The 25,327-nt window shown below is 63.4% G+C and carries 22 protein-coding genes; 11 read left to right on the top strand and 11 right to left on the bottom strand.

Annotated elements, in window-relative coordinates:
• Positions 1–69: 69 nt before the first annotated feature.
• From B5V02_RS24110 to tpiA, 3 genes are all read right to left on the bottom strand, one after another.
• On the bottom strand, positions 70–1,188 hold the full coding sequence (locus B5V02_RS24110) for a L,D-transpeptidase (RefSeq protein ID WP_111546552.1): 1,119 nt from the start codon (positions 1,186–1,188) through the stop codon (positions 70–72).
• A gap of 211 nt (positions 1,189–1,399) precedes the next feature.
• Positions 1,400–1,864, bottom strand: a complete 465-nt coding sequence (gene secG, locus B5V02_RS24105; protein WP_111546551.1) for a preprotein translocase subunit SecG — start codon at positions 1,862–1,864, stop codon at positions 1,400–1,402.
• A 171-nt stretch (positions 1,865–2,035) separates the two neighbouring features.
• A complete protein-coding gene (gene tpiA, locus B5V02_RS24100) occupies positions 2,036–2,803 on the bottom strand; it encodes a triose-phosphate isomerase (protein ID WP_111546550.1) in 768 nt (255 codons plus the stop codon).
• A 144-nt stretch (positions 2,804–2,947) separates the two neighbouring features.
• On the opposite strand from tpiA, the gene B5V02_RS24095 reads away from it, so the two are divergent.
• The 5 genes from B5V02_RS24095 to B5V02_RS24075 are packed head-to-tail and all read left to right on the top strand — an operon-like array spanning position 2,948 to position 8,353.
• A complete protein-coding gene (locus B5V02_RS24095) occupies positions 2,948–4,840 on the top strand; it encodes a SurA N-terminal domain-containing protein (RefSeq protein ID WP_111546549.1) in 1,893 nt (630 codons plus the stop codon).
• On the top strand, positions 4,837–5,847 hold the full coding sequence (trpD, locus tag B5V02_RS24090) for an anthranilate phosphoribosyltransferase (protein ID WP_111546548.1): 1,011 nt from the start codon (positions 4,837–4,839) through the stop codon (positions 5,845–5,847). Before B5V02_RS24095 ends, trpD begins: the two co-directional genes overlap by 4 nt.
• A 3-nt stretch (positions 5,848–5,850) precedes the next feature.
• On the top strand, positions 5,851–6,663 hold the full coding sequence (trpC, locus tag B5V02_RS24085; protein WP_111546547.1) for an indole-3-glycerol phosphate synthase TrpC: 813 nt from the start codon (positions 5,851–5,853) through the stop codon (positions 6,661–6,663).
• Positions 6,664–6,665: 2 nt separating this feature from the next.
• Positions 6,666–7,148 carry a cyclic pyranopterin monophosphate synthase MoaC gene (gene moaC / locus B5V02_RS24080; RefSeq protein ID WP_111546546.1) on the top strand — a complete coding sequence of 161 codons (483 nt, stop codon included), beginning with the start codon at positions 6,666–6,668 and terminating at the stop codon, positions 7,146–7,148.
• On the top strand, positions 7,148–8,353 hold the full coding sequence (locus tag B5V02_RS24075) for a molybdopterin molybdotransferase MoeA (protein ID WP_111546545.1): 1,206 nt from the start codon (positions 7,148–7,150) through the stop codon (positions 8,351–8,353). The genes moaC and B5V02_RS24075 overlap by 1 nt, the downstream gene beginning before the upstream one ends.
• A gap of 45 nt (positions 8,354–8,398) precedes the next feature.
• Here B5V02_RS24075 and B5V02_RS24070 read toward each other — a convergent pair whose 3' ends face one another.
• Entirely contained in the window at positions 8,399–9,229 is an 831-nt protein-coding gene (locus B5V02_RS24070; RefSeq protein ID WP_111546680.1) for an alpha/beta hydrolase, read from the bottom strand.
• Between the two features lie 313 nt (positions 9,230–9,542).
• Between B5V02_RS24070 and B5V02_RS24065 the strand changes: the two genes are divergently transcribed.
• Both B5V02_RS24065 and kynA read left to right on the top strand, forming a co-directional pair.
• The gene (locus B5V02_RS24065) at positions 9,543–11,168 is read left to right on the top strand and encodes an AMP-binding protein (RefSeq protein WP_111546679.1); all 1,626 of its coding nucleotides are present in this window, start codon (positions 9,543–9,545) and stop codon (positions 11,166–11,168) included.
• Positions 11,165–12,001, top strand: a complete 837-nt coding sequence (gene kynA / locus B5V02_RS24060; RefSeq protein WP_111546544.1) for a tryptophan 2,3-dioxygenase — start codon at positions 11,165–11,167, stop codon at positions 11,999–12,001. The genes B5V02_RS24065 and kynA overlap by 4 nt, the downstream gene beginning before the upstream one ends.
• 63 nt (positions 12,002–12,064) lie before the next feature.
• Here kynA and kynU read toward each other — a convergent pair whose 3' ends face one another.
• Positions 12,065–13,312, bottom strand: coding sequence for a kynureninase (kynU, locus tag B5V02_RS24055; protein WP_111546543.1), 1,248 nt, complete (start codon positions 13,310–13,312; stop codon positions 12,065–12,067).
• Between the two features lie 155 nt (positions 13,313–13,467).
• Between kynU and B5V02_RS24050 the strand changes: the two genes are divergently transcribed.
• Positions 13,468–14,205 carry a GntR family transcriptional regulator gene (locus B5V02_RS24050; protein WP_111546542.1) on the top strand — a complete coding sequence of 246 codons (738 nt, stop codon included), beginning with the start codon at positions 13,468–13,470 and terminating at the stop codon, positions 14,203–14,205.
• 379 nt (positions 14,206–14,584) lie between these two features.
• Positions 14,585–15,322, top strand: a complete 738-nt coding sequence (gene lexA / locus B5V02_RS24045) for a transcriptional repressor LexA (protein ID WP_111546541.1) — start codon at positions 14,585–14,587, stop codon at positions 15,320–15,322.
• Here lexA and B5V02_RS24040 read toward each other — a convergent pair.
• Positions 15,316–17,775: a ComEC/Rec2 family competence protein gene (locus B5V02_RS24040; RefSeq protein ID WP_111546540.1), complete on the bottom strand. Its 2,460-nt coding sequence runs from the start codon at positions 17,773–17,775 to the stop codon at positions 15,316–15,318. The two genes, lexA and B5V02_RS24040, sit on opposite strands and share 7 nt — an antisense overlap.
• A 102-nt stretch (positions 17,776–17,877) precedes the next feature.
• On the opposite strand from B5V02_RS24040, the gene gltX reads away from it, so the two are divergent.
• The gene (gene gltX, locus B5V02_RS24035; protein WP_111546678.1) at positions 17,878–19,302 is read left to right on the top strand and encodes a glutamate--tRNA ligase; all 1,425 of its coding nucleotides are present in this window, start codon (positions 17,878–17,880) and stop codon (positions 19,300–19,302) included.
• 183 nt (positions 19,303–19,485) lie between these two features.
• Positions 19,486–20,814 carry a citrate synthase gene (gene gltA / locus B5V02_RS24030; protein WP_111546539.1) on the top strand — a complete coding sequence of 443 codons (1,329 nt, stop codon included), beginning with the start codon at positions 19,486–19,488 and terminating at the stop codon, positions 20,812–20,814.
• Between the two features lie 32 nt (positions 20,815–20,846).
• Here gltA and lpxB read toward each other — a convergent pair whose 3' ends face one another.
• The 5 genes from lpxB to lpxD are packed head-to-tail and all read right to left on the bottom strand — an operon-like array spanning position 20,847 to position 25,269.
• Positions 20,847–22,022 (bottom strand): lipid-A-disaccharide synthase, encoded by a 1,176-nt coding sequence (gene lpxB / locus B5V02_RS24025; RefSeq protein ID WP_111546538.1) that lies wholly within the window; start codon positions 22,020–22,022, stop codon positions 20,847–20,849.
• Positions 22,015–22,917, bottom strand: a complete 903-nt coding sequence (locus B5V02_RS24020) for an LpxI family protein (protein ID WP_167458635.1) — start codon at positions 22,915–22,917, stop codon at positions 22,015–22,017. Before B5V02_RS24020 ends, lpxB begins: the two co-directional genes overlap by 8 nt.
• A complete protein-coding gene (gene lpxA, locus B5V02_RS24015; RefSeq protein WP_111546676.1) occupies positions 22,904–23,737 on the bottom strand; it encodes an acyl-ACP--UDP-N-acetylglucosamine O-acyltransferase in 834 nt (277 codons plus the stop codon). The genes B5V02_RS24020 and lpxA overlap by 14 nt, the downstream gene beginning before the upstream one ends.
• Before the next feature lie 13 nt (positions 23,738–23,750).
• Positions 23,751–24,218: a 3-hydroxyacyl-ACP dehydratase FabZ gene (gene fabZ / locus B5V02_RS24010; RefSeq protein WP_111546537.1), complete on the bottom strand. Its 468-nt coding sequence runs from the start codon at positions 24,216–24,218 to the stop codon at positions 23,751–23,753.
• Positions 24,211–25,269, bottom strand: a complete 1,059-nt coding sequence (lpxD, locus tag B5V02_RS24005; protein WP_111546536.1) for a UDP-3-O-(3-hydroxymyristoyl)glucosamine N-acyltransferase — start codon at positions 25,267–25,269, stop codon at positions 24,211–24,213. The genes fabZ and lpxD overlap by 8 nt, the downstream gene beginning before the upstream one ends.
• Between the last annotated feature and the right edge of the window lie 58 nt (positions 25,270–25,327).

Genomic DNA, 25,327 nt, shown 5'->3' with positions numbered 1-25,327 from the left:
ACCCCTGGGGGGCAAGTCAAAACAAAAGGGCCGGCAAGGCCGGCCCTTTCGGCATGATGGACGCAGGCGTCAGATGATAACGACCTTGGTGCCTACCCTGACGCGGCTGTAAAGGTCCATGACGTGCTCGTTGATCATCCGGAAGCAGCCGTTGGAGGCGCTGGTTCCGATCGATTGCGGCGCGATTGTGCCGTGGATGCGCAGATGCGTATCCTTCTTGCCGTCATAGAGATAGATGGCGCGGGCGCCGAGCGGGTTCTGACCGCCGCCAGGCATGCCGTCCTTGTATTGGCCATAGTGCTTCGGCTCGCGCTTCTGCATGTCCAGCGTCGGGATCCAGCGCGGCCATTCCTGCTTGTCGCCGACCGCAACCGTGCCCTTGAACTGCAGGCCCTCGCGGCCGACCGCAATGGCGTAACGGCGAGCGGTTGAGGACGATTCGACGAGATAGAGGCGGCGGGCGCTGGTGTCGATGACGATGGTGCCGGCATCGTAGCCGGTGAATTCCACGTCCTGAGGCACGAACTCCGGCTTCACCTTGAACTGCTTCTTGGCTTCCTTCTTGGCGAGAGCCTGGTCAAGAGCCCGCGTCTCGGGGAGATATGAAATCGAAGAAGAAGAGATGGTGCCGCCGAAGAGGCCGGCGAACAGACCGCCGCTCGGCTGCTTCTGGCCAATGACCTCGCTGCGCAGCTCACCGTTGTTGCCGGTCAAAGCGACATTCATTGCTTCGGCCGGGACCGGCTCAGCCGACTGGATCGGCTCGATCGGTACAATCGGCTCGATGATCTTGACAGTCTTGGCAGGCTTGGCGTCGGCCACTTCGGTCGCCGGCGCGCTCTTGCCCCGCTTGGCGAGGAACGCCTGCCGTTCCGCATCGGCCTTGGCCTTCGCCGCTTCGCGCATCGCCAGCTTCCTGGCTTCGAGCGCCTTGGCCTTGGCGGCTTCCTTGTCGGCAACGATCTTGGCTTCGATCTTCTTGATCTGGGCGAGGTCGTCCGGTGTCGGGGTTTTCTTCTTTTTGAGAAGCTTCAACTGCGCCGCATCACTCTTGACGGCGACGTTGATGGCATTGGTCTGGTCAGCCGACTGATGTGCGGCCATATTTGCCGGCATGCCGGCGAAAGCCGGGGAACTCATGCCGAGTGCGGCGCAAAGTCCCAGGAAAATGAAGCTGCGAAGCTGCATGGCGAAGATCCGATCGTTCTATGCTTGTTGCCCACGGCGTCGCCCAGCGCCCCCCAAGGGCGCCGGAAATGCCGCGTGCAATCTATAGTCGAATAAGCGCGGATGCCTCAAGCGCGAGGCCGCGCCGCACCCACTCGAATCTGCGTGATCGTGCTGCATTTGCCGCGACTGTGTTCAAACGACAACAGATCGCGGCTTCAGGCGCTGGGGACTACTGGTTCGGGACCTGCGGGGTCGCCGGTGCAGCGGGGGTAGTGCCGTTGGTGGCCGGCTGAGTCGAACCGGCGGCAGGCGCCGTGACCGGGGGCTTTGCCGCGGCGTCGTTGCCGGACGGCGGCGTCGGCGCGGTGCTGCCGGCGGGCGCCGGGGTGGTCGTCCCGGGCAATTGGTTGAGCACGCCCTTGCCGGCACCGTCAGATGTCACGGGCACGCGGTTGAGGATGTCGATCGGCTTCTCGCCGTAGCGGGCGACGATCGACAGTGTCAGCGACGTGGCAAAGAAGGCCGCCGCCAGGATCGCCGTCGCACGCGTCAGCGCATTGGCAGCACCGCGCGCGGTCATGAAGCCGGATCCGCCGCCGATGCCAAGGCCGCCGCCTTCGGAACGCTGCAGCAGCACCACGCCGACAAGGGCGAGCACGACCATGAGATGGATGACGATCAGTACGGTTTCCATAGTTTATCCTGGCAAGGCCTTGCCCGGCCGCGGACACGGCCGGTGAATTGGAGGCGGCTCAATACAATGCTTTGATGGCATTTCCAAGCCCGCGGCCGGAATATGGGAAGCAACGCGTCCTTTGCAACAATTTCCGGCGCCGTCTACCCCGCCCGTTGCGGCCGATATCTCCTACGAGATGTTGCGATAGGCCTCGGCGATGGCAAGGAAGTCCGCCGCTTTCAGGCTGGCGCCGCCGACCAGTGCACCGTCGACATTCCCGACGCCGAGCAGTTCGACGGCGTTGGAGGGCTTGACCGAGCCGCCATAGAGAATGCGCATCTTCGCCGCCACGCTGCCGAGCTTTTCCGACAGCTTTTCGCGGATATGCGCGTGTGCTTCGGCCACATCGGCCGCGGTCGGCGTCAGGCCGGTGCCGATCGCCCACACCGGTTCATAGGCAATGATGGTGTTGGACGGGGTGGCGCTTGGCGGCACCGAGCCGGCGACCTGCCGCGACAGCACGTCGAGCGTGGCGCCCGCTTCACGCTGTTGCTGCGTCTCGCCAATGCAAATGATGGCCACAAGCCCGGCACGCCAGGCGGCCGAGGCCTTGGCCTGGACCGTCGCGTCATCCTCGCCCGCTTGCTCGCGGCACTCGGAATGGCCGACGATGACATGGCTTGCGCCGGCATCCTTCAGCATTTCCGCCGAGATGCAGCCGGTGTAGGCGCCGCTTTCCTTGGTGTGGCAATCCTCGCCGCCGGCATGGACCGGCGTGCGCGACAGAATCTCGGCGGCGTGAGCCAGCAGGGTTGCCGGAACGCAAACCAGCGCTTCGGTCTCGGCATCAAGCCCACTCATGAAACCGTTGCCGATCATCCTGAGCTCGTTGAGCGAGGCGCTGGTGCCGTTCATTTTCCAGTTGCCGGCAACGAGCGGTCGAATTCCTGGCGTCATGGGTTTGCTTCTCCGGGCGATATTCGGCTCTCGCCCTCACTACCAAAATCAGGCCACAAAGCAATCGACAGTGGACCGGAAGGGCGCTATTGCGCTTGTTTCAAACTCGGCGCGTGCGAAAATGCGCATAAATCGGAATTGTCCATGCTTGGTATATTGAGAAACGCGGCGGGAACCTGGGTCGCGAAAACGCTGCTTTCGCTGCTTGTGGTGAGTTTCCTCGCATGGGGTATATCCGGGCGACTGATGGGCGGTTTTGCCGGCCACGATTCGGTAATAATCGCTGGCGGCACCAAGGTGTCGATCAACGAATTCCGTCTCGCCTATGACCGCCAGCTCGCGGTCATGTCGCAGCAGTTCGGCCAGCGTCTTACCCACGAACAGGCAAAGGGGCTCGGCATCGACAACCAGGTGCTGGCCCAACTCGTTTCGGGGGCCGTTCTCGACGAACAGGCACGCAAGCTGGGCCTCGGCCTCTCCAAGGACCGGCTGGCCGAGCTGACGCGCGAAGATCCGGCCTTCAAGGGCCCTGGCGGTCAGTTCGACAGGCGAACCTTCGACTATATGTTGCAGCAGATCGGCATGCGGCCCGAGGATTATCTGAAGAACCGTGCCCAGGTGGCGGTGCGCCAGCAGATCGTCGAGGCGGTCTCGGATGGCCTCAAGGCGCCGGACACTTTCTTCAAGGCGGTCGCGCTCTATCGCGGCGAAGACCGCACCATCGACTATTTGACGCTGCCCAAGGCACTGGTCGAGCCGATCGAGGCGCCGTCCGCCAGTGTGCTTTCGGCCTATTTCGACGCAAACAAGAAGACATACGCGGCACCCGAATACCGCAAATTCTCCTATGTCCGCCTCGAACCGGTCGACATCATGGATACGACCGCCGTCACCGACCAGCAGGTCAGCGACGACTACAACAAGAACAAGGCGCGCTACACGACGCCGGAGCTGCGCACCATCGAGCAGCTTGTGTTCAAAACGCCTGACGCGGCCAAGGCCGCGCTCGATTCGCTCAAGGCCGGCGCCACCTTCGACAAGCTCGTCACCGCGGAAGGCAAGACCCCGGCCGATACTTTGCTCGGCACGCTGGCCAAGGACAAGATCGCCGACAAGGCGGTCGCCGACGCGGCCTTCGCACTCAATGCCAATGAAGTCAGCCAGGTCGTGCAAGGTGCCTTCGGTCCGGTGCTGCTGCGCGTCACCGAAATCAAGCCCGAGGTGGTGAAGCCGCTGGCCGAAGTGTCCGACCAGATCCGCAAGGACCTGGCGCTGGGCGAGGCAAGCCGCATCCTTCTGGATGTGCGTGACAACTACGAAGACACCCGCGCCGCCGGCGGCTCGCTGGCCGACGCCGCCACCAAGCTGAAGCTGAAGGTCGTCACCATCGACGCCATCGATCGCAGCGGCCTGAGGCCTGACGCAAGCATCGTCAAGGACCTGCCGCAATCGCCGGAGCTGATCAAGGCTGTCTTCGACGCTGAACCCAACACTGAAAACGACGCTTTGACCACGGCGGACAACGGCTTCGTTTTCTATGAGGTGGCTTCCGTCACACCGGCTCGCGACCGCACACTGGACGAGGCTCGCCAGAAAGTCGTCGCCGACTGGACGGCGGCCGAAACAACCAAGCGGCTCGCCGCCAAGGCAGACGAGCTTGAAAAGCGGCTCAAGGCCGGTGTCACGCTCGACGTCATCGCCGGCGAACTGAAGCTGGAAAAGCAGACCAAGCGCGGCGTCAAGCGCGAGGCCGACGATGTCGACTTCGGCAAGGAGGGTGCGGCAGCCATGTTCGGCGTCGGCGAAGGCGGCACCGGGCTGATCCCCTCGCCCACCGGCGACGGACAGATTCTGTACAAGGTCGCCGAAGTCTTCGAGCCCGCCGGGGCTGACGCCAGCTCCGTGCCGGACGACGCACAGAAATCCTTCACCTCCGGCATGTCGGACGATCTGCTCGACCAGCTGGTGGCGCAGTTGCAGACGCAATACGACGTTCGCATCGACCAGGCCGCCGTCGCCCAAGCCTCGACAAGATGAGCGCGCTGAAAACCCATATCGCCAAGGTCGCGACCGGAAGCGCGCTTTCCTTTGAGGAAGCGCGCGAGGCCTTCGATATCATCATGTCGGGTGACGCAACCCCCGGCCAGATCGGCGGCTTCCTGATGGCGCTGCGCGTGCGCGGCGAGACGGTGAGCGAGATTTCCGGCGCCGTTGCCACCATGCGCGCCAAGATGCTGCGTGTCGACGCGCCCGACGGCGCCATCGATATCGTCGGCACCGGCGGTGACAATTCCCACAGCGTCAACATCTCGACCGGGTCGGCGTTTGTTATCGCCGGCAGCGGTGTGCCGGTTGCCAAGCACGGCAATCGTGGTCTGTCGTCGCTGACAGGGGCCGCCGACGTGCTGATCGCGCTCGGGATCAAGATCGATATCTCGCCGGAAACGATCGGCCGCTGCATCCATGAGACCGGTCTCGGCTTCATGTTCGCGCCCGCGCACCATCCGGCGATGAAGCATGTCGGTCCGACCCGCGTCGAGCTCGGCACCCGCACCATCTTCAATCTGCTCGGACCCCTCTCCAATCCGGCTGGCGTCAAGCGGCAGATGGTCGGTGTGTTCCTGCCGGAATGGATCCTGCCGGTGGCCGAGACGCTGAAAGCGCTGGGCGCCGAGCATGCCTGGGTTGCCCATGGCGACGGCTATGACGAGATCACCACCACCGGCGAGACACAGGTCGCCGAACTGATCGGCGGCGAGATCCGCAGCTTCACGTTGACCCCTGAAGCGGTCGGGCTGGCGCGCCACACCAAGGACGAATTGCGTGGCGGCGACGCGGCCTACAATGCCCAGGCATTGCGCGATATGCTGGGTGGCGCTGCCGGTGCCTATCGCGACACCGTGCTGATGAATGCTGGCGCCGGACTGGTGGTGGCGGGCAAGGCGACGACGCTTGGCGACGGCATCGCGACGGCGGCGCAAGCCATCGACAGCGGCCGGGCGTTGCAAGTGCTTGACCGGCTGATCGAGATTTCGAACGGATAGAGCGTGTCTGACATTCTTCGCAAGATCGAGGCCTACAAGCGCGACGAGATCGCGGCGGCAAGGGCGCGTGTGCCACTTGCCGAAATCAAGGCGCGGGCCAAAGATGCCGATGCACCACGCGGCTTCCTTGCGGCCCTCGAGACGAAGCGCAAATCCGGCGCCTTCGCGCTGATCGCCGAGATCAAGAAGGCAAGCCCCTCCAGGGGCCTGATCCGCGCCGATTTCGACCCGCCGGCATTGGCGCAGGCCTATGCAAAAGGCGGTGCCGCCTGTCTTTCGGTGCTGACCGACGCGCCGTCTTTCCAGGGCGCGCCCGAATTTCTCACCAGGGCGCGAGCCGCAGTCACCCTGCCCGCTTTACGCAAGGATTTCCTGTTCGATCCGTATCAGGTCTACGAAGCCCGCGCCTGGGGCGCGGACGCCATCCTGATCATCATGGCCAGCGTCGACGACGCCCTGGCCAGCGACCTCGAATCGACGGCGTTCGAACTCGGCATGGATGCGCTGGTCGAAGTACATGACGAGGCCGAGACGCAGCGCGCGCTGAAACTGTTGTCGCGGCTGATCGGCATCAACAACCGCAATCTCAGAACATTCGAAACCAGCCTCGAAACCTCGAAGCGGCTGGCGTCGATGGTGCCGGCCGACCGCTTGCTGGTCAGCGAGAGCGGTATTTTCTCGCACGACGATTGCCTCAGATTGCAAAAGAGCGACATCGGCACCTTCCTTGTCGGCGAAAGCCTGATGCGGCAACAGGACGTCACCACGGCGACGAGCCTGCTTCTGACGGGCAAGGCGCCGGCCGAGGCCATCTGACGATGACGGCCGCCCTCACCCATCTCGGCGCGCAGGGCGAGGCCAACATGGTCGATGTCGGCGACAAGGCGGAGACGACGCGTACCGCAATCGCCGAGGGTTTTGTCGCGATGCGTCTCGAGACGCTGACCATGATCCTCGAAGGCAACGCCAAGAAGGGCGATGTGCTCGGCACCGCGCGCATCGCCGGCATCATGGCGGCGAAGAAGGCGCATGAATTGATCCCGCTCTGCCATCCGCTGCTTCTGACCAAGGTTTCCGTCGACATCGAGCCCGACCATGCTTTGCCCGGCCTGAAGGTCACCGCGCTGGCGCGTGTCACCGGCAAGACAGGCGTCGAGATGGAAGCGCTGACCGCCGCTTCAGTGGCCTGCCTGACCATCTACGACATGGCCAAGGCGGTGGACCGCGCCATGATCATCTCCGGCATCCGGCTGGTCGAAAAGACCGGTGGCAAGTCTGGCGACTACAAGGTGGGCGCCTGATGGCGCTGGTTCCGGTCGCAGAGGCGCTCGAACGCCTGCTTGAGGGTGCGGCACCTTTGGCTGGCGAAGAGGTTCCTCTCCTCGAGGCCGTGGACCGGGTACTGGCCGAGCCCGTCATCGCGCTCCGGACACAGCCACCTTTCAATGCCTCGGCCATGGACGGCTACGCGGTGCGTGCTGCCGACGTGGCGTCGGTGCCGTCGCGACTTTCCGTGATCGGCATGGCGCCGGCCGGGCGCGGCTTTGACGGCACTGTCGGCAAGGCACAAGCCGTGCGTATCTTCACCGGTGCGCCGCTGCCTGATGGAGCCGACACCATCGTCATCCAGGAGAATGTCAGGGATCTCGGCGGTGGCGATATCGAAGTGACCGAACCGACGGCGGAGTGGCGCAACATCCGACGCGTCGGCCTCGACTTCTCGAAAGGCGATGTCCTGCTGGAAAAAGGCCGCGTGCTCGATCCGGCGGCATTGTCGCTGGTGGCGTCGGCCAACCACCCCCAGGTCAATGTGGTGAAGCGGCCGCTGGTCGCCATCGTCGCCACCGGCGACGAATTGTTGCCGCCCGGCAGCGAACTCGGGCCGGACCAGATCATCTCGTCCAATGCCTATGGCGTTGCGGCGGCGGCGCAGTCGGTCGGTGCCCGCGCGCTCGATCTCGGCATTGCCGCCGACCGCAAGGAGGCCATCGCCGCGCTGGTGCAGAAAGCGGTCGCGGCCGGTGCGGATGTCATCGTCACGCTGGGCGGCGCCTCGGTTGGCGACCATGATCTGATCCATGACGTGCTGACCGGTGAAGGCATGCAACTCGGCTTCTGGAAGATCGCCATGCGCCCCGGAAAGCCGCTGATGTTCGGCCGCCTCGGCGATATCAGGTGCATCGGCCTGCCCGGCAATCCGGTGGCAAGCCTGGTTTGCTCGCAATTATTCCTGAAGCCGCTGCTGGCGCGGCTCGGCGGCCGCGAACACCGCCAGGACATTCGTCCGGCGCGATTGGGCGCCGCAATGCCGGCCAATGACTTGCGCCAGGACTATGTGCGGGCGGTGGTCCGGGACGATCACGGCGCGTTGGTGGCAACGCCGTTCGGCATCCAGGATTCCTCGATGCTCAGAATGCTAGCCGACGCCAACGGGCTGGTCGTGCGGGCACCATTTGCCCCGGCGTCGGCCGCGGGTGAAGCCTGCAGCGTGCTGATGCTACGCTGACGATTCGCCAAACAAGCCATTGATAAAACGAAAATAAACTCGGTACTATTCCGAGATCAAGGCCTGGGTCAGCGGATGCGCCGGATCGGCAAGACCGTCTATGATGCTGTAATGGTGCCGGTCGGGCTCGACCACGGTGCTGGTCGCCGCGCCGAGGCCGGTCCAGATATTGGCAAGCAAGGCGTTCTGGCGCAGGAATTCGGCACGTTCACCACCACCGGCCCAGCAGGTGATGCGGGCACCATCCATCGAACGCAGCAGCGCCGGGCTTTCGGCCAGTGCCTCGGGCTCGTCGATAGCCAGTGTCGCGTTCATCTCGGTTTGCATGATCGGGCGGAGGTCGTGGACGCCTGAAATCGAAACGACGTGGCGTATGCGCCGCGCCACATCAGCCGCCAGCGGCGTGGTTGTCGTCACCATGCGGCTGGCGAGATGGCCGCCGGCCGAATGGCCGGTCAACATCAGCGGCCCGTCGACCAGTCCTGCCGCCTTGCCGATCGCCGCGCCGATCTCCTGGACGATGCCGGCGATGCGGATTTCCGGACACAGCGTGTAGGAGGGCATCGCCACCGCAAAGCCGCTGCTGACCGCGCCGTTGGCGAGATGCGACCAGAAACTCTTGTCGAACGCCATCCAGTAACCGCCATGAATGAACACGACGAGCCCTTTGGGTGTGGCACTGGGTAAGAAAAGATCGAGGCGATTACGCCGTCCCCCGCCATAGGCGATGTCGAGCCGTGCCCGGCCCTCTGCCGAAAGCGCGTCACGAAACGCTTGCGCTGGCTCTACCCACGCGGCCGGCCAGCGGTCGCTGCCGGCGATGTTCGCGCCGTTGGCATAGGCGTTGTCCCAATCGGCAATGCGATGTTCGAGCATCTGCACCCTCCCCCGAAACGGCATCGTTTCCCCGCTAGCAATGGCCACCGCCACGCCATGCGTCAATGCTCCAGGACAAAAACATTTTAGGCTTGAAACAAATTTCGACTGGTGCGATCCTGCCCTGACGAACAGCCGACAATGGGAGGTCTGCTGTGCTGCCCAAACCTGCAGATGTCCGCCCTTCGGGTGGCGCGTCGTCGAGCAAGGTGCCTCTGGCGGCACGAAGCCTCCCCTAGAAGCAGGAATTTCAAATCCACCACCAGCCAGAAGCCTCGTGCACTGGCCAGGCAGCAGACAGGATAGCGGCGACATGCTTGGGCCTTCAGCGCATATCGACACGTTCACGCGCGATCACCTGCCGCCGCCTGAGCAATGGCCGGACTTCCTGCTCGATGGTTTCGACTATCCCGAACGTCTCAACGCCGGCGTCGAATTGACCGACAAGCTGGTCGAGAAGGGCCTGGGTGACCACACCGCGCTGATCGGCAATGGCCGCCGCCGCACCTACAAGGAACTGTCCGACTGGACGAACAGGCTGGCCCATGCGCTGGTCGAGAATTATGGCGTGAAGCCCGGCAACCGGGTGCTGATCCGCTCCGCCAACAACCCCGCCATGGTCGCTTGCTGGCTGGCCGCCACCAAGGTCGGCGCCGTGGTCGTCAACACCATGCCGATGCTGCGCGCCGGCGAGCTTGCCAAGATCGTCGACAAGGCGGAAATCACAATCGCGCTCTGCGACAACAGGCTGATGGACGAGATGACCGCCTGCGCCAAGGACAGCGCGTTCCTCAAGCAGGTTATCGGCTTCGACGGCACCGCCAACCATGATGCCGAACTCGATCGCGCGGCCCTCGACAAGTCGGTTGTTTTCAGCGCCGTCAACACCGGCCGCGACGACGTCGCGCTGCTCGGCTTCACCTCGGGCACGACAGGCGTGCCGAAGGCGACGATGCATTTCCACCGCGACCTCTTGATCATCGCCGACGCCTATGCCCGCGAAATCCTCCAGGTGACACCGGACGACATCTTTGTCGGCTCGCCGCCGCTGGCCTTCACCTTTGGCCTTGGCGGGCTCGCCATCTTTCCCCTGCGTTTTGGTGCGGCGGCGACACTGCTCGAACAGGCGACGCCGCCCAACATGATCCACATCATCGAGACCTACAAAGCGACCATCTCCTTCACCGCGCCGACCGCCTATCGCGCCATGCTGAAGGCCATGGATGAGGGTGCAGACCTGTCATCGCTGCGCGTCGCCGTTTCGGCCGGCGAGACCTTGCCCGCTCCGGTCTTCGAGGAGTGGACGCAAAAGACCGGCAAGCCGATCCTCGACGGCATCGGCGCCACCGAAATGCTGCACATCTTCATCTCCAACCGCTTCGACGACATGAAGCCTGCGTCGACCGGTAAGCCGGTGGGCGGCTACGAGGCGCGCATCGTCGATGACGAGATGCGCGAGGTGCCGCGTGGCTCGACCGGCAGGTTGGCAGTGCGTGGGCCAACCGGCTGCCGCTACATGGCTGACGACAGGCAAAAGGAATACGTTCGCGACGGCTGGAACCTCACCGGCGATACCTTCAGTCAGGACGAGGACGGCTTCTTCCATTTCGCCGCGCGCTCCGACGACATGATCGTCAGCGCCGGCTACAACATTGCCGGACCCGAGGTCGAGGCGGCGCTGCTGGCGCATCCGGATGTCGCCGAATGCGCTGTCATCGGTGCCGAGGACGCCGAGCGCGGCCAGATCGTCGAAGCGCATGTCGTGCTTGTGCAAGGCGTGGAGCCAGACGCAATGACCATCAAGCGCCTGCAGGACCATGTCAAAGCGACGATCGCGCCCTACAAATATCCGCGATCGGTGAAGTTCATTGCTGCGTTGCCCAAGACGCAGACCGGCAAGATCCAGCGCTTCCGGCTGCGCACGGAGAAAATCAATTGAGCGAGCCATACGATCCGGCCTCCGAAGGCGCACAGATGTCGTTCAAGGAGCGCATGTCCTACAGCGACTATCTGCACCTGGAGAAAGTGCTGGAGGCGCAGACGCCGCTGTCGTCGGCGCATGACGAGATGCTGTTCATCATCCAGCATCAGACCTCCGAACTCTGGATGAAACTCGCTTTGCATGAGATCGGTGCGGCGATCCGCTCGATCCGTGCCGACCGCCTCGAGCCGAGCTTCAAGATGCTGTCGCGCGTCGCCCGCATTTTCGAGCAGTTGAACAACGCCTGGGACGTGCTGCGGACGATGACGCCCAGCGAATACACCGAGTTCCGCGACGCGCTCGGCCAATCCTCGGGTTTCCAGTCCTGGCAGTATCGCGCCATCGAGTTCATGGCCGGCAACCGCAACCTCGCCATGCTCGGCCCGCACAAGCACCGGCCGGATCTCAGCGGGAAGCTTGAGGCTATCCTGGCCGAGCCATCGCTCTACGACGAAGCGCTGCTGCTGCTCGCCCGCAACGGATTCGACATCGGCGCCGACGCCAGGCGCACCGACTGGCGTGAGACGCGCACCGAGAATGAAGCGGTCCTGGTTGCCTGGCAGACAGTCTACCGCGATCCGCAGCGCTACTGGATGTTCTACGAACTGGCCGAGAAGCTGGTCGACTTCGAGGATTATTTCCGCCGCTGGCGCTTCAACCACGTCACCACGGTCGAGCGCATCATCGGCCTGAAGCGCGGCACCGGTGGCACGTCGGGTGCGTCCTACCTGAAGAAGATGCTTGAGGTCGTCCTGTTTCCAGAGCTCTGGACGGTCCGCACCCGGCTCTGATCTGTCTTTGCTTTGCGTATGTCGTTGTCCCAAAACCGCTGCGCACTTTTGGGCGACATACACTCACGTGACTGCAGTCTTGACCGCGAACCGCGCATCCTGCCAGGCGCCGGTGCGCAGGATGTCCTCCAGCACCTCGACCGCCTGCCAGACGTCCCTGTAGCCGACATAGAGCGGCGTGAAGCCGAAGCGGATGGTCGAAGGCGCGCGGAAATCGCCGATCACACCGCGTTCGATCAAGGCCCGCATCACCTGATATCCGTTGGGGTGAATAAACGACACCTGGCTGCCGCGCTCGTTGCCGTTACGGGGGCTTTCGAGTTCTAGCCCGTAGGCGCTGCACTTTGTTTCGACCAGCTGGATGAACAGGTCGGTCAGTGCGATGCTTTTCTTGCGCACCGCCGTCATGTCGACATCGTTCCAGACGTCCAGCGCGCCCTTGAGCGCCCGCATCGACAACACCGGCTGCGTGCCACACAAGAACCGGCGGATGCCGGTGCCGGCGGCATAGGCCTGTTCGAAGGCGAAGGGCCGCGCATGCCCCCACCAGCCGCTGAGCGGCTGATAGACATCATCATGGTGGCGCTTTGCGGCATAGATGAAGGCCGGCGAACCCGGGCCGCCATTGAGGTTCTTGTAGGTACAGCCAATGGCGAAATCGGCATTGGCGCCGTCGAGCTCGACCGGCAAGGCACCGGCGGTATGGCAGAGATCCCAGACGATCAGCGCTCCGGCCTGATGGGCCCTGCGCGTCAGGGCCGCCATGTCGCGCAACTGGCCGGACTTGTAGTTGACATGGTTGACCAGGATGACGGCGACGCGCTCGTCGATAAGCTCTTCAATCTCAGGCGCATCGACGCCCTCTAGCCGCAGCGTCGTGCCCGGCCGCGTCGAGGCAACGCCCTCGGCCATATAGAGGTCGGTTGGAAAGCTGGAGCCCTCGGCGACGATGACCGACCGGTCCGGCCTCATCGCGAGCGCCGCATGCAGCACCTTGTAGATGTTGATCGAGGTCGTATCGCAGACCACAGTCTGGCCGGCCGCGGCCCCGATCAGGCGCCCGAGTTGGTCGCCGAGCTCGACCGGCATGTCGAACCAGCCAGCGGTGTTCCAGGCACGGATGAGATCCTGCGCCCATTCCTGTGTTGCGGCCTTGTTCAGTTCATCGAAGACGGCGGGTGAAGCCGCGCCAAGCGAATTGCCGTCGAGGTAGATCACCCCTTGCGGCAAGACGAAGCGATCGCGCATGGAACGCAGCGGATCCGCGGCGTCCATCGCCTCGATTGCAGCGAGATCGAGAGTTGCATTCATGGTCGACTATCCCCGCGCATGAGCGTGCTCGATGAACATATCAGGTGAAACCGTTGGGCGATCATGGGCAGTCCCGTGGGCGCTGTCAAACATTATATATAATTTACGCAATGTGAGGCTTTCATATATAATCACCATCCGAGGGATGGACGACGATGCTGGACGACGAGCACTTCTCGAAAACGGAAGCAGCCTACAGGCTGCTGCGTCGCGATATCCTCACCACCCGTCTGAAGCCCGGCGCGCCACTCAAGCTCAGCGCGTTGCGCAACAGCTACGGCATTGGCTGGACACCGTTGCGCGAAGCGCTGTCGCGGTTGGAGGCCGAGCGCCTGGTGACCGCCATCAGCAATCGCGGCTTTGCCGTCGCTCCGGTGTCGCGCTTCGAACTGGAAGACCTGTCACGCGCCAGGTTGGTGGTTGAACTGCCTCTGCTCCAGGAATCGATCGAGAAAGGCGGCCGTGAATGGGAGGACATCGTCGTCGCCGCCCATTACCGGCTGTCGCGTTGCAAGACCGCGGTCGACGACCCGTCCGACGCAGTGGTCGACGAGTGGGATGAAAAACACGAGGCTTTTCACGCGGCACTGCTCAGTGCGGCAACATCCCCTTGGCTGCTGACCTTCCATTCCACGATCGCGGATCAGTTGCGTCGCCATCACCGCTTTCTTGGCCTGGCACCAACCTTGCGGGCGGCCGCCGGCCTGCAGCATGGCTATGAAGAGGCCATGGAGGCGTTGCGCCAGGCTGTCGCGATCGAACATCACACGGCGCTCATGGAGGCGGCGCTGGATCGCAACGTCGAGCGTGCGAAGGCGCTGATGACCGCTCATATCGGCTATACGCTGCATGTCTATGTCCATGCCGGTAAGGACAATATGAACACGCGATGATCTGCCGTTCGACAAGGACAAAGACCAAGGGAGATCTGCCATTTCTCTGACGAAAGTTGGCATTTTGGCTTCGTTTCGTTCACGGCAGCTGAACGAGACGTGAAAGTGGAAATGCCCCCAATCGAGGTCTGTCGGCAGCTGATGCCAAACCTCGCCACGAAGTGGGCCACAGGCCATTAACCAAAACAATTTCAATGCAGGCCAGTGCGCCGCGGCGGCAGGGGGCCCTCGATCGCGGCTCACCGCCGCGCGCCAATGATTTCAGCCGCCTTAACAAATTCATTAAACTTTAAACGGTTGCGGAACACAACTGGAACAGATAGTGTTTGTTCTGGGTTTGTTTTTCCGATTCTGGTTTCAGGTTTCCTGGGGGGTCGCCATGCTGACGCGTAAACAACATGAACTGCTGATGTTCATTCATGAACGGCTCAAGGAAAGCGGCATTCCGCCCTCCTTCGACGAGATGAAGGAAGCGCTCGACCTCGCCTCCAAATCCGGCATCCACCGGCTGATCACGGCGCTGGAGGAGCGCGGCTTCATTCGCCGGCTACCAAATCGGGCGCGCGCGCTGGAAGTGCTGCGACTGCCGGATTCGATCGCGCCCGGCCTCAACGCGGCAAAAAAGTTCTCGCCAAGCGTCATCCAAGGCCGCCTCGGTCAAGGCGGCCTTGGCCGGCAAATCAAGCCAGCGCTTTCGCGGATGCCTTCGGCCGGCAATGACGACGACGTGGTTTCCGCCGTGTCGATCCCGGTCATGGGGCGCATCGCCGCCGGTGTGCCGATCGACGCCATCCAGCATCAGACGCATTCGATTTCGGTGCCGCCGGACATGATCATGGGCGGCGAGCACTACGCCCTCGAGGTCAAGGGCGATTCGATGATCGAGGCCGGCATCTTCGATGGCGACACCGTCATCATCCGCAACGCCGATACAGCCAGCCCGGGCGAGATCATCGTGGCGCTGGTGGATGAAGAGGAAGCAACGCTGAAGCGGTTCCGCCGCAAGGGTGCTTCGATTGCTCTCGAAGCTGCTAACCCCGCCTATGAAACCCGCATTTTCGGGCCGGACAGGGTCAAGGTGCAAGGCAAGCTCGTCGGGTTGATCAGGCGCTACTGAGCAGAGCTTGCAACCGGCTTTTCGGGTTTGCGGTAGGGTGGCAGGCCCCTCGCCTCGCGCGAGAACTTGCGCTGCGTGTGCCAGGGCCGGTATGGCCTGTCCACCGCGAAGCTGATCGTCGCAGGCGTGGTCGCCGATTGGCGATCGAAGAAGACGGCCGCACTACCCTTGCGAGCCAGTTGTCGCTTGGTGATGACGAGCACCAGCGGATCGTGACAGGGGTCATAGGCCGTGGCGTCATTGATGATGATCAGGTCAGCGAGGCTGCAGGCTTTCCAGGCGTCATTTCGGTCTTCGACATGCGCAATGATCGCGCCGGACGGATGCTTGGCAAGGCAAACGCCTGATGTGCAGTAGAAAGGCGCTCCCGGCGGCAGTTCGGCGGCATCCGCTATCTCGAATTGCCCGTCTCCTTTGCTGAACACCTCCGGCATGACGATGGTTTCGGATGTCAGCGCGCGTTTCCAGTTGTCGACCGTGAATTCGTTCGGGCGTGCCCGGCTGACGGCGAGTTCGCCGTCGCCGATCGGCAGCGCAACCAGCCTGGCGTCCTCCGAGATCAGCACGTCCGGTGGGCGCGTGTCCGAGACGGTCAGCATGCCGGCAAGTGCGAAGGGAAGCGCTGCGAGCCGCAGCCATGTCGTCGCCATCGTCGCAATGACCAAGGCAATCGCCACCAGCAGGACGGACTGCTGCGAAATCAACCCGACTGCGTCGACAGGCGAACGTTCGGAAATCCAGCCCGATATGGCGATCATTGCCGTCAGGCCTTTGCCCATCAGATAGAGGGATGGCCCGTCGAACCCGAACGGCATCAACAAGGCGCTGGCAACGGCCAGGAACATGACGACGGACACGATCGGCATGATGGCGAGATTGGCGAACAGGCTAAGCGGCGAAACCCGCTGAAAATGCCAGATGGCAAACAGCGCAGTGGCGCTGCCGGCGATGATGGAGGTCATGGCAAGGCCACCCATCGCCAACAGGAATTTTCGCGTGAGAAAGCCGGGCAGCGATCGCCGTGGCGGCGGCGGTCTCGTTTTCCCCGCGCGATGATCCGACCAGCCGGCATAGGCACCGACCAGCGCCGCGGTCGCCGCGAACGACATCTGGAAACTCGGGCCGACCACTTCATGTGGCGACACCACAATGACGGCGATCGCCGAGATCGCCAGGTTGCGCATGGTCAGCGCCGCCCGATCGAACAGCACGGCAATCAGCATCACCGCCAGCATGATGAAGCTGCGCTCGGCGGCAACGACGATGCCTGAGATGACGAGATAGGCGGCGATCGAGAAAAGTGCGGCGGCGGCCGCGTATTTCTTGACCGGCCGACGCGCGGAAAAGTCTGGAAACAGGGCGAAGGAGCTGCGCATCAGCATCATGATGGTGCCGGCGACCAGCGCCATGTGTAGCCCGGAAATGGAGATGATATGGTAGATGCCGGTGCGCCGCATCGCTTCGTTGATTTCATCGGGAATGCCGGCGCGCACGCCGACGATCAGCGCCGCGGCGATCTCACCTTCGGCGCCACCGACACTGCCCCTGATATGGTCGGCGATGGCTTCACGGGCATTTTCTATCCCCGAGGCAAGGCGGGCCGACAGCGGCATATCGTTGTCATCGCCGGCGACAAGCTTTGGATTGCCGAGAAAAAACCCGCTGCCGCCGATGCCGGCGAAATAGCTGTCGAAGGAGAAGTCGTAGCTGTCAGGCCGCACCGGGCCTGTCGGCGGCAACAGCTTGGCGTAGCCGGTGACCAGGGAGCCGGCGGTTATCTCTGCCGGGATCTTTCGTGCCGAAAGCCGAACCCGCTCCGGCGCATAACGCAATTTCGGCCTGGCGGTCGACGTTACATCGATGGTCAGCCGGATGCGGCCGGTCTCCATCCGGTCAAGCGAGACGACGCGGCCGGTCACCTGGGTCGAGATTTCTGAGCCCAGCATCTGCGTTCCCGCCCGCCATGTCTCGACCTTGCCGGCGAGCAGGCCGAGCGTGCACAGCAGCGCAGCCATGAAGCACAAATGGGTTTTCGGCCAGGAACGCGAGACGAACGCACAGAGCCCCGTCAGAACGACGACCGCGACAGGCTTTGCAAAATCAGGCTCTGCGGCAAGTGAAAAATAGCCGATCGCTCCAATCGCCAGGCAGACCGGCACCAGCAAGAAGGCTACGCCTCGGTCGAGTTCCAGGCCCGCTGCCGTAGCCACGCTGTGGCGCAGCCGAGGCAGTGATATCAGGCCGATCTGCCGGCGCACGCGCACGATCCTGCCAGCTTCGGCAACAGGACCGGGGGCGGAGACATCCGCTTGCAACGGCGGGTTGCCGGGAATCGGCACGAGGGGCGATGGCGGCGGCAGCGGGGCCAGCAGCGGCGCCGCAAACAGGGACCGTTCGCTGACGCCAATGGTGGCGTCCTCGCCCTGATCCGAGCCCCGGCCTCGTCCAGCCATCGGGTCTGCCCCTTGCGCCCTCGACACCCTATGCTACATGAACGCGCAACGCGCGAAAGTCCGCGCAACCGCACCCCGCTTCAGATGGTTTCCGAGAGTTTCATGTCCGACAAGGTCGTCACCCGTTTTGCCCCCTCGCCCACCGGTTACCTGCATATAGGCGGCGCGCGCACGGCGCTGTTCAATTGGCTGTACGCAAAGCACACCGACGGCACGATGCTGCTGCGCATCGAGGACACCGATCGTGAGCGTTCGACAGATGCTGCGACGGCGGCCATTCTCGACGGGCTTTCCTGGCTCGGCCTCAGCTGGGACGGCGAGCCGGTGTCGCAGTTCGAGCGTGCGCCGCGCCACCGTGAGGTGGCCGAGGAGCTCGTGCGCATGGGCAAGGCCTACTACTGCTACGCGACCCCGGCCGAGCTGGAGGCGATGCGCGAGGCAGCACGAGCCAGGGGGCTGCCGCCTCGCTATGACGGCCGCTGGCGTGACCGCGATCCGTCCGAGGCGCCCGCAGGCGCCAAGGGCGCCATCCGCATCAAGGCGCCGACAGAGGGCGAGACGGTGGTGCACGACCGTGTCCAGGGCGAGGTCCGCTTTCCCAACAAGGACCTCGACGACTTCATCATCCTGCGCTCGGACGGCAACCCGACCTACATGCATGCCGTCGTCGTCGACGACCACGACATGGGCGTCACCCACATCATCCGCGGTGACGACCATTTGACCAATGCCGCCCGCCAGACCGTGATCTACGACGCCATGGGCTGGGACGTGCCGTCGATGTCGCATATCCCGCTGATCCACGGCGCCGATGGCGCCAAGCTGTCGAAGCGGCACGGCGCGCTCGGCGTCGAGGCCTATCGCGCCATGGGCTATCTGCCGGAGGCGCTGCTCAACTACCTGGCGCGGCTCGGCTGGAGCCATGGTGACGACGAGATCATGTCGATCAAGGACATGATCTCGTGGTTCGACATCGGCGACGTCAACAAGGGCGCGGCCCGCTTTGACTTCGCCAAGCTCGAGGCGCTGAACGGCGTCCATATGCGCCGCATGAGCGATGCCGATCTGTTCGACATCTTCCTCGCCACCTTGCCCTATCTCGAGGGTGGTCCGGCAATGGCCGCGCGCCTCGACGACAACAACAAGGCGCAGCTGCTGGCCGCACTGCCGGGTCTGAAGGAGCGCGCCAAGACACTGGTCGAGCTTGTCGATGGCGCCGCCTTCCTGTTTGCCACCCGCCCGCTGCCGATCGACGACAAGGCGGCACTTTTGCTCAACGACGACGCACGCAAAGTCCTGCGCGGCGCTCACGAAGCTTTGAATGCGCTTTCAGGCGACTGGACGGCCACTGCGGCTGAGGCCGCGGTCCGCGACTATGCGCAGGCCGGCGGTCACAAGCTTGGCGCCGTGGCCCAGCCTTTGCGCGCCGCCCTGACCGGCAAAAGCACCTCGCCGGGCGTGTTCGACGTGCTTGCCGTGCTCGGGCGCGAGGAAAGCCTGGCGCGCATAGCGGATCAAATCGATTAGGAGCAAACTGGCCCAAGAAGATTGGCATTGAAAGGCGCGTTTCGCAGTGCAACATTAGGCCTTGGCCCAATCTGGCACGCACCTCCTAGAATGCGGTGGCGAATAGGCGCATTGCGGTGATTTCGACGTGTCGCTCTGCAGAATTTGCCTTTGCCGGCATGAGGAAACAAGAAGGAGTTTGCAATGACCGAAGCTGCGAAAAAACTGGATTTGGGCGGCACGACCCAAGGGGCCACGGCAACGCTTGAATTCGCCGGCAAGACTCACGAGTTCAAGGTGCGAAGCGGCTCGGTCGGGCCCGATGTCATCGATATCGCCTCGCTCTACAGCACCACCGGCGCCTTCACCTACGATCCCGGCTTCACCTCGACCGCAAGCTGCGAGTCCGAGATCACCTTCATCGACGGCGACGCCGGCATCCTCTTGCACCGCGGCTATCCGATCGACCAGTTGGCCGAACACGGCGACTTCCTCGAGGTCTGCTATCTCCTGCTCTACGGCGAATTGCCGACCAAGGCGCAGAAGGACGATTTCGATTACCGCGTGACGCGCCACACCATGGTGCACGAGCAGATGTCGCGCTTCTTCACCGGCTTCCGCCGCGATGCGCACCCGATGGCGGTGATGTGCGGCGTGGTCGGTGCGCTGTCGGCCTTCTACCACGACTCCACCGACATCTCCGACCCCTACCAGCGCATGGTCGCCTCCATGCGGCTGATCGCCAAGATGCCGACGATTGCGGCGATGGCCTACAAATACCATATCGGCCAGCCCTTCATTTACCCGAAGAACGAGCTGAACTTCGCCGCCAACTTCCTGCACATGTGCTTTGCCGTGCCGTGCGAGGAATACAAGATCAATCCGGTGCTGGCGCGCGCCATGGAGCGCATCTTCATCCTGCACGCCGATCACGAGCAGAACGCCTCGACCTCGACCGTTCGTCTTGCCGGCTCCTCGGGCGCCAACCCGTTCGCCTGCATCGCCGCCGGCATCGCTTGCCTGTGGGGCCCGGCGCATGGCGGCGCCAATGAAGCGGCGCTGAATATGTTGGGCGAGATCGGCCATGTCGATCACATCCCGGAATTCATCGCCCGCGCCAAGGACAAGAACGACCCGTTCCGGCTGATGGGCTTTGGCCACCGCGTCTACAAGAACTACGATCCACGCGCCAAGATCATGCAGAAGACGGCGCATGAGGTGCTGGGCGAGCTCGGCATCAAGGACGATCCGCTGCTCGATATCGCCATGGAGCTGGAAAAGATCGCGCTGACCGACCCCTATTTCATCGAGAAGAAGCTCTACCCGAACGTCGACTTCTATTCCGGCATCACACTGAAGGCGCTGGGCTTCCCCACCACCATGTTCACCGTACTGTTCGCGGTCGCCCGCACCGTCGGCTGGATCGCGCAGTGGAAGGAGATGATCGAAGACCCGCGCCAGAAGATCGGCCGCCCGCGCCAGCTCTATACCGGCGCGCCGGAGCGTGACTACGTGCCGATCGCCAAGCGCTGATCGAGACTTTCCGGATTGAAAAAGGCGCCCCGTCAGGGCGCCTTTTTTATGTGACGAAGCACGACGCCCGCCGCGATCTCGCCGGACGGCTTGTCGGTCGCCATACGTCGCGCGATCTCGGCAAAGCCTTGCTTCTGCCAGGCGCGCATCCCGCTATCGGCGAACAGCGCTTCCAGTTGTCTGGCCAGATTGTTCGGCTTGACGTACTCGTTGTAGAATTCCGGGACCAGCGCCCGATCCGCGATCAGGTTGGGCAGCAGCGCCGACCAGACAGACAACAGGTAAGGCGCCACGACACGGGCGACCGGATCGAGCCTGTAGCAGGAGACCATCGGCACGCCCGCCAGCGCCAGCTCCAGCGATACCGTCCCGGATGCGATCAGCGCCGCATCGGCCTTGCCGAAGGCCTGCCATTTGCGTTGGGGATCAAGGATGATCTCGGGTTTCTCATCCCACCGCGTGACCGAGGATCTGACCAGGTCGGCGACATGCGGCACGGTCGGCAGCAGCAGCCGCAGCCGATGCCCGCGCGCGTGCAGCATCGACACCGTCTCGCCGAACGGCTCGAGCAGCCGCCGCACCTCGCCGCGCCGCGAACCGGGCAGGACGAGCACCGTCTTGACGCGGTCCGGAGAAGCAAGGTCTCGCGGCAGGTCCTGCGCCTTCGCGGCGCTGAGCACGCCCGCATCATGGGTGAGGCGATGGCCCACATAGGTTCCGGGCGGGCCGCCTAACCGCTCGAGCTCCTTCACCTCGAACGGCAGGATGCAGAGGATATGATCGACATAGGGCTTCATTGCCACCGCCCTGCCCGGCCGCCACGCCCACACGCTCGGGCAGACATAGTGGATGATCGGGATCGACGGATTGGCCGCACGCACCTTCCTGGCGACGCGCAACGAAAAGTCAGGGCTATCGATGGTGACGAGGCAATCTGGCTTCTCGCCCGCAATGGTTTTAGCCAGCTGGTTGATCCGTCGCATCAAGCGCGGCAGATCGCGCAGGATGGCGCTGAAACCCATCAGGGCGATCTCGCCGGCATCGAATGGCGACACCAGTCCAAGCGCCTGCAAATGGCGGCCGCCGAGACCGACGAGTTGCACCTCGCGCCCGGTAGCCTGCTTGAGCGAACGCACGATGTCGGCGCCAAGCAGATCGCCGGACTCTTCGCCGGCAACGATCGCGATCTTCAATGCCCTGTCAGCCATGATGCGGCTCCGTAGCGGCAGGCAGACCAATGACGAACAGGCCGAGTGCGTTGGCGCGCGCGATGGTTTCAGGGCCTTCGAGAACCAGCGAACGTCCCGCCTCGACGGCAATGCCGGCAAGCCCGGCCGCATGCACCGCCTCGATCGTCTGCGGACCGATGGAAGGAAGATCCGCGCGCAGTTCCTGGCCCGGCTTGGCGCATTTGACCAGGACGCCGCGGGTCTTGCCCGCAATACGGCCGTGGCCACGCAACAGCTTCGCGCGATCGAGCAGTCCGGCTGTCCCCTCGATGCCTTCGAGCGCAATGGCCCGGCCGCCGACCGCGATCGCCGCCTGGCCAATATCCAGCGCCCCTATCGCCTTTGCCGCTGCAAGGGCTGCCTCGATGTCACGCCAGTCCGATTTGCGTGGCGTGGCTTTGGTCAGGACGCCTTCGGCGGCGACAAGGTCCGGCACGATTTCATGGGCGCCGACGACCTTTATGCCGCGCGCTTCGAGGCCTCTTGCCACGACCTTCAGCAGACCATCGTCGCCACGCGCCAGCGCCATGACCACCAGTGGGATCACCGCGAGCAGGCTGAGACTGGGGCGCAGCGCAAGCAATCGTGGCCGGCGCTTGATCTCGCCTGCAAGCACCAGATGGGTAATCCGGTGCCGCCTCAACAATGGAATCAGCGAGCCGATGCCTTCCAGAGCAAGGCTTTCATGCTCATACCGGGAGAGCTCCGCCATGCGGTCCACCTCGCCTTCCATCAGGATGACAAAGGGAGGGTAACCTCGTTCCGCCGAGCCGGCCGCGACTTCGACCGGCAGGCTGCCGCCGCCGGCGATGATGCCGACCCTGGAGCCCGGCGGAAGATCAAGACCCGCTGCCGCGGTCTCAGCCTTCGTCATCGACGTCGTCGCCATCGCCGCCCTTGAGCGACGGCACAGCATAATGCCGCTTGCCGCGACTGGTGATGAAATCGACGATCTTCATGGCGGTTGGCGACGACGCGAACTCGGCCTTGGCGAACTCGATGTTCTCGCCAACGGTGCGAGAGCGATCGAAGATCATCCTGTAGGCCTTGCGCAATAGATGGATTTCTGACCTCGGCAGGCCGGAACGCTTCAGGCCAATGATGTTGAGGCCGCGCAAGCTGGCGCGGTTGCCGACCGCGATGGCATAGGGAATGACATCGCCCACGATCGCGGAGCAGCCACCCAGAAAGGCGTTGTCGCCGACGCGGACAAACTGATGAACCGCCGTCAGGCCGCCAATATAGACGTTGTTGCCGACCTCGCAGTGGCCGCCCAGCGTCGCCCCATTGGCGAACGTTGCATTGTTGCCGACGACGCAATCATGGGCGATGTGGGCGTAGGCAAGGAAATTGCCATTGTCGCCGATCGTCGTCTCGCCGCGGCTGGAATCGGTGCCGAGATGCATGGTCACGCCTTCGCGGATCGTGCAGTTCTTGCCTATGACCAGGGTGGTGCGGCCGCCCTTGTGCTTGGTGTTCTGCGGCGGTCCGCCCAGTATCGCCATCGGGTAGACCTTGGTCGAGGCACCGATGGTGGTCGCGCCCATCACCGACACATGGCTGACCAGTTCGACGCCGTCGCCGATCACCGCCTCGGCGCCGACATGACAAAACGGACCAATGCGCACGCCTTGGCCGATCTGGGCGCCTTCCTCCACGACTGCGGAAGCATGGATAGATGTCATGATTTTCATAAGCATTCGATCGTCAGTCGCTGGTGACCATCATGGCTGAAATCTCGGCCTCGGCAGCCTTGGCGCCGTCGACCATGGCTTCACAAGCGAATTTGAGCAGGTTGCCGCGTTTCTTGATTTTCTTGACATAAATCTTCAACTGGTCACCCGGAACGACCGGTTTGCGGAATTTGGCGTTATCGATGGTCAGGAAATAGACCAATGACGGCTTTTCAGTGCCCAGGCTGCGGATACAGATGGCGCCGGCCGTCTGCGCCATCGCCTCGACGATGAGCACACCCGGCATGACCGGCTGTTCGGGGAAATGGCCCTGAAAATGCGGCTCGTTTATGGTCACGTTCTTGATGCCGACGGCTGACTCGTCGCCATCGATGTCGACGATGCGATCGATCATCAGGAACGGATAGCGGTGCGGCAGGAGCTTCATCAGCCCCATGATGTCGACCGCTTCCAGCGTCGTCGACTCGATCATATCAGCCATTGCCTCCCTCGCCCTGTTTGCGGGTCCTGGCGAGCTTGCGCAGCATGGCTATCTCCCGCATGGCTTCCGCCATCGGCTGTGCCGGATAACCGCCCCAGATCTCGCCCGCAGGGACATTGCTCATAAACCCACTTCTGGCGGCAAGCTTGGCCCCAGACCCGATGGTCAGGTGATCCGCAAGCCCGACGCCGCCGCCCATGGTGACATTGTCACCCACGATCACGGAACCCGAAATACCCGAAAGCCCGGCTATTATGCAATTGCGGCCGATGCGGACGTTATGGGCGATCTGCACGAGATTGTCGATCTTGGTGCCTTGGCCGATGATCGTATCGGACATGGCGCCGCGATCGGCAGTGGTGTTGGAGCCGATCTCGACATCGTCCTGAATGACGACACGGCCGACCTGCGGCACGCGTTCGGGTCCCTTGGCGCCGCCGACGAAGCCAAAACCGTCCTGGCCGATCCTGGCACCACCATGGATGATGACGCGGTTGCCGATCAAGGCATACTGGATGCTGGCGCCTGGGCCGACATAGCCGTCGCGGCCGATCTGGCAGGATTGTCCGATGACCGCATTGGGCGCGATGACGGTACCGCTGCCGATCGAAGCCCCCGGCCCGATGACAGCACCTGCCTCGATGACAGCACCTGCCTCGACATGCGCGGTCGGATCGATATGGGCATGCGGCGAGACACCGGTTTCACTGGTCATTGGTCCCGGTGTCGCGGCCGTCGGAAAGAGCAGGCGGCCGACCAGCGCGAATGCCTGTTGCGGACGCGGATGAATGAGAACCGCGATGCCGGCCGGCGCCTTGCTGGCGAATTCCGCCGGACACAGGACCGCGGCCGCCCGCAGCGACGGCATCAGCGCGGAATTGCGTTTGCCATCGACGAAAACGAGCGCATTCTCGCCGCCTTCATTGGCTGGCGCGAGCGCTTCGATCGAAACGTCGGATTGGCCGGAATCGACAAGCACCGAGCCGGTCAGATTCGCGACTTCGCCCGCCGTATACCGGCGTGATGGCGCGAAGAACACCGGATCGGTCATTCCAAAAGCTATATCCAGCTAGGTCGGAACATTTCTCCCGGACCTGAAAAAATCCGGG

The organism is Mesorhizobium kowhaii (assembly GCF_003253745.1).
Lineage (GTDB): Bacteria > Pseudomonadota > Alphaproteobacteria > Rhizobiales > Rhizobiaceae > Mesorhizobium > Mesorhizobium kowhaii.
The sequence above is the reverse complement of the archived record's forward strand: the minus strand, read 5'-3'. Positions and strand labels throughout refer to the sequence as shown.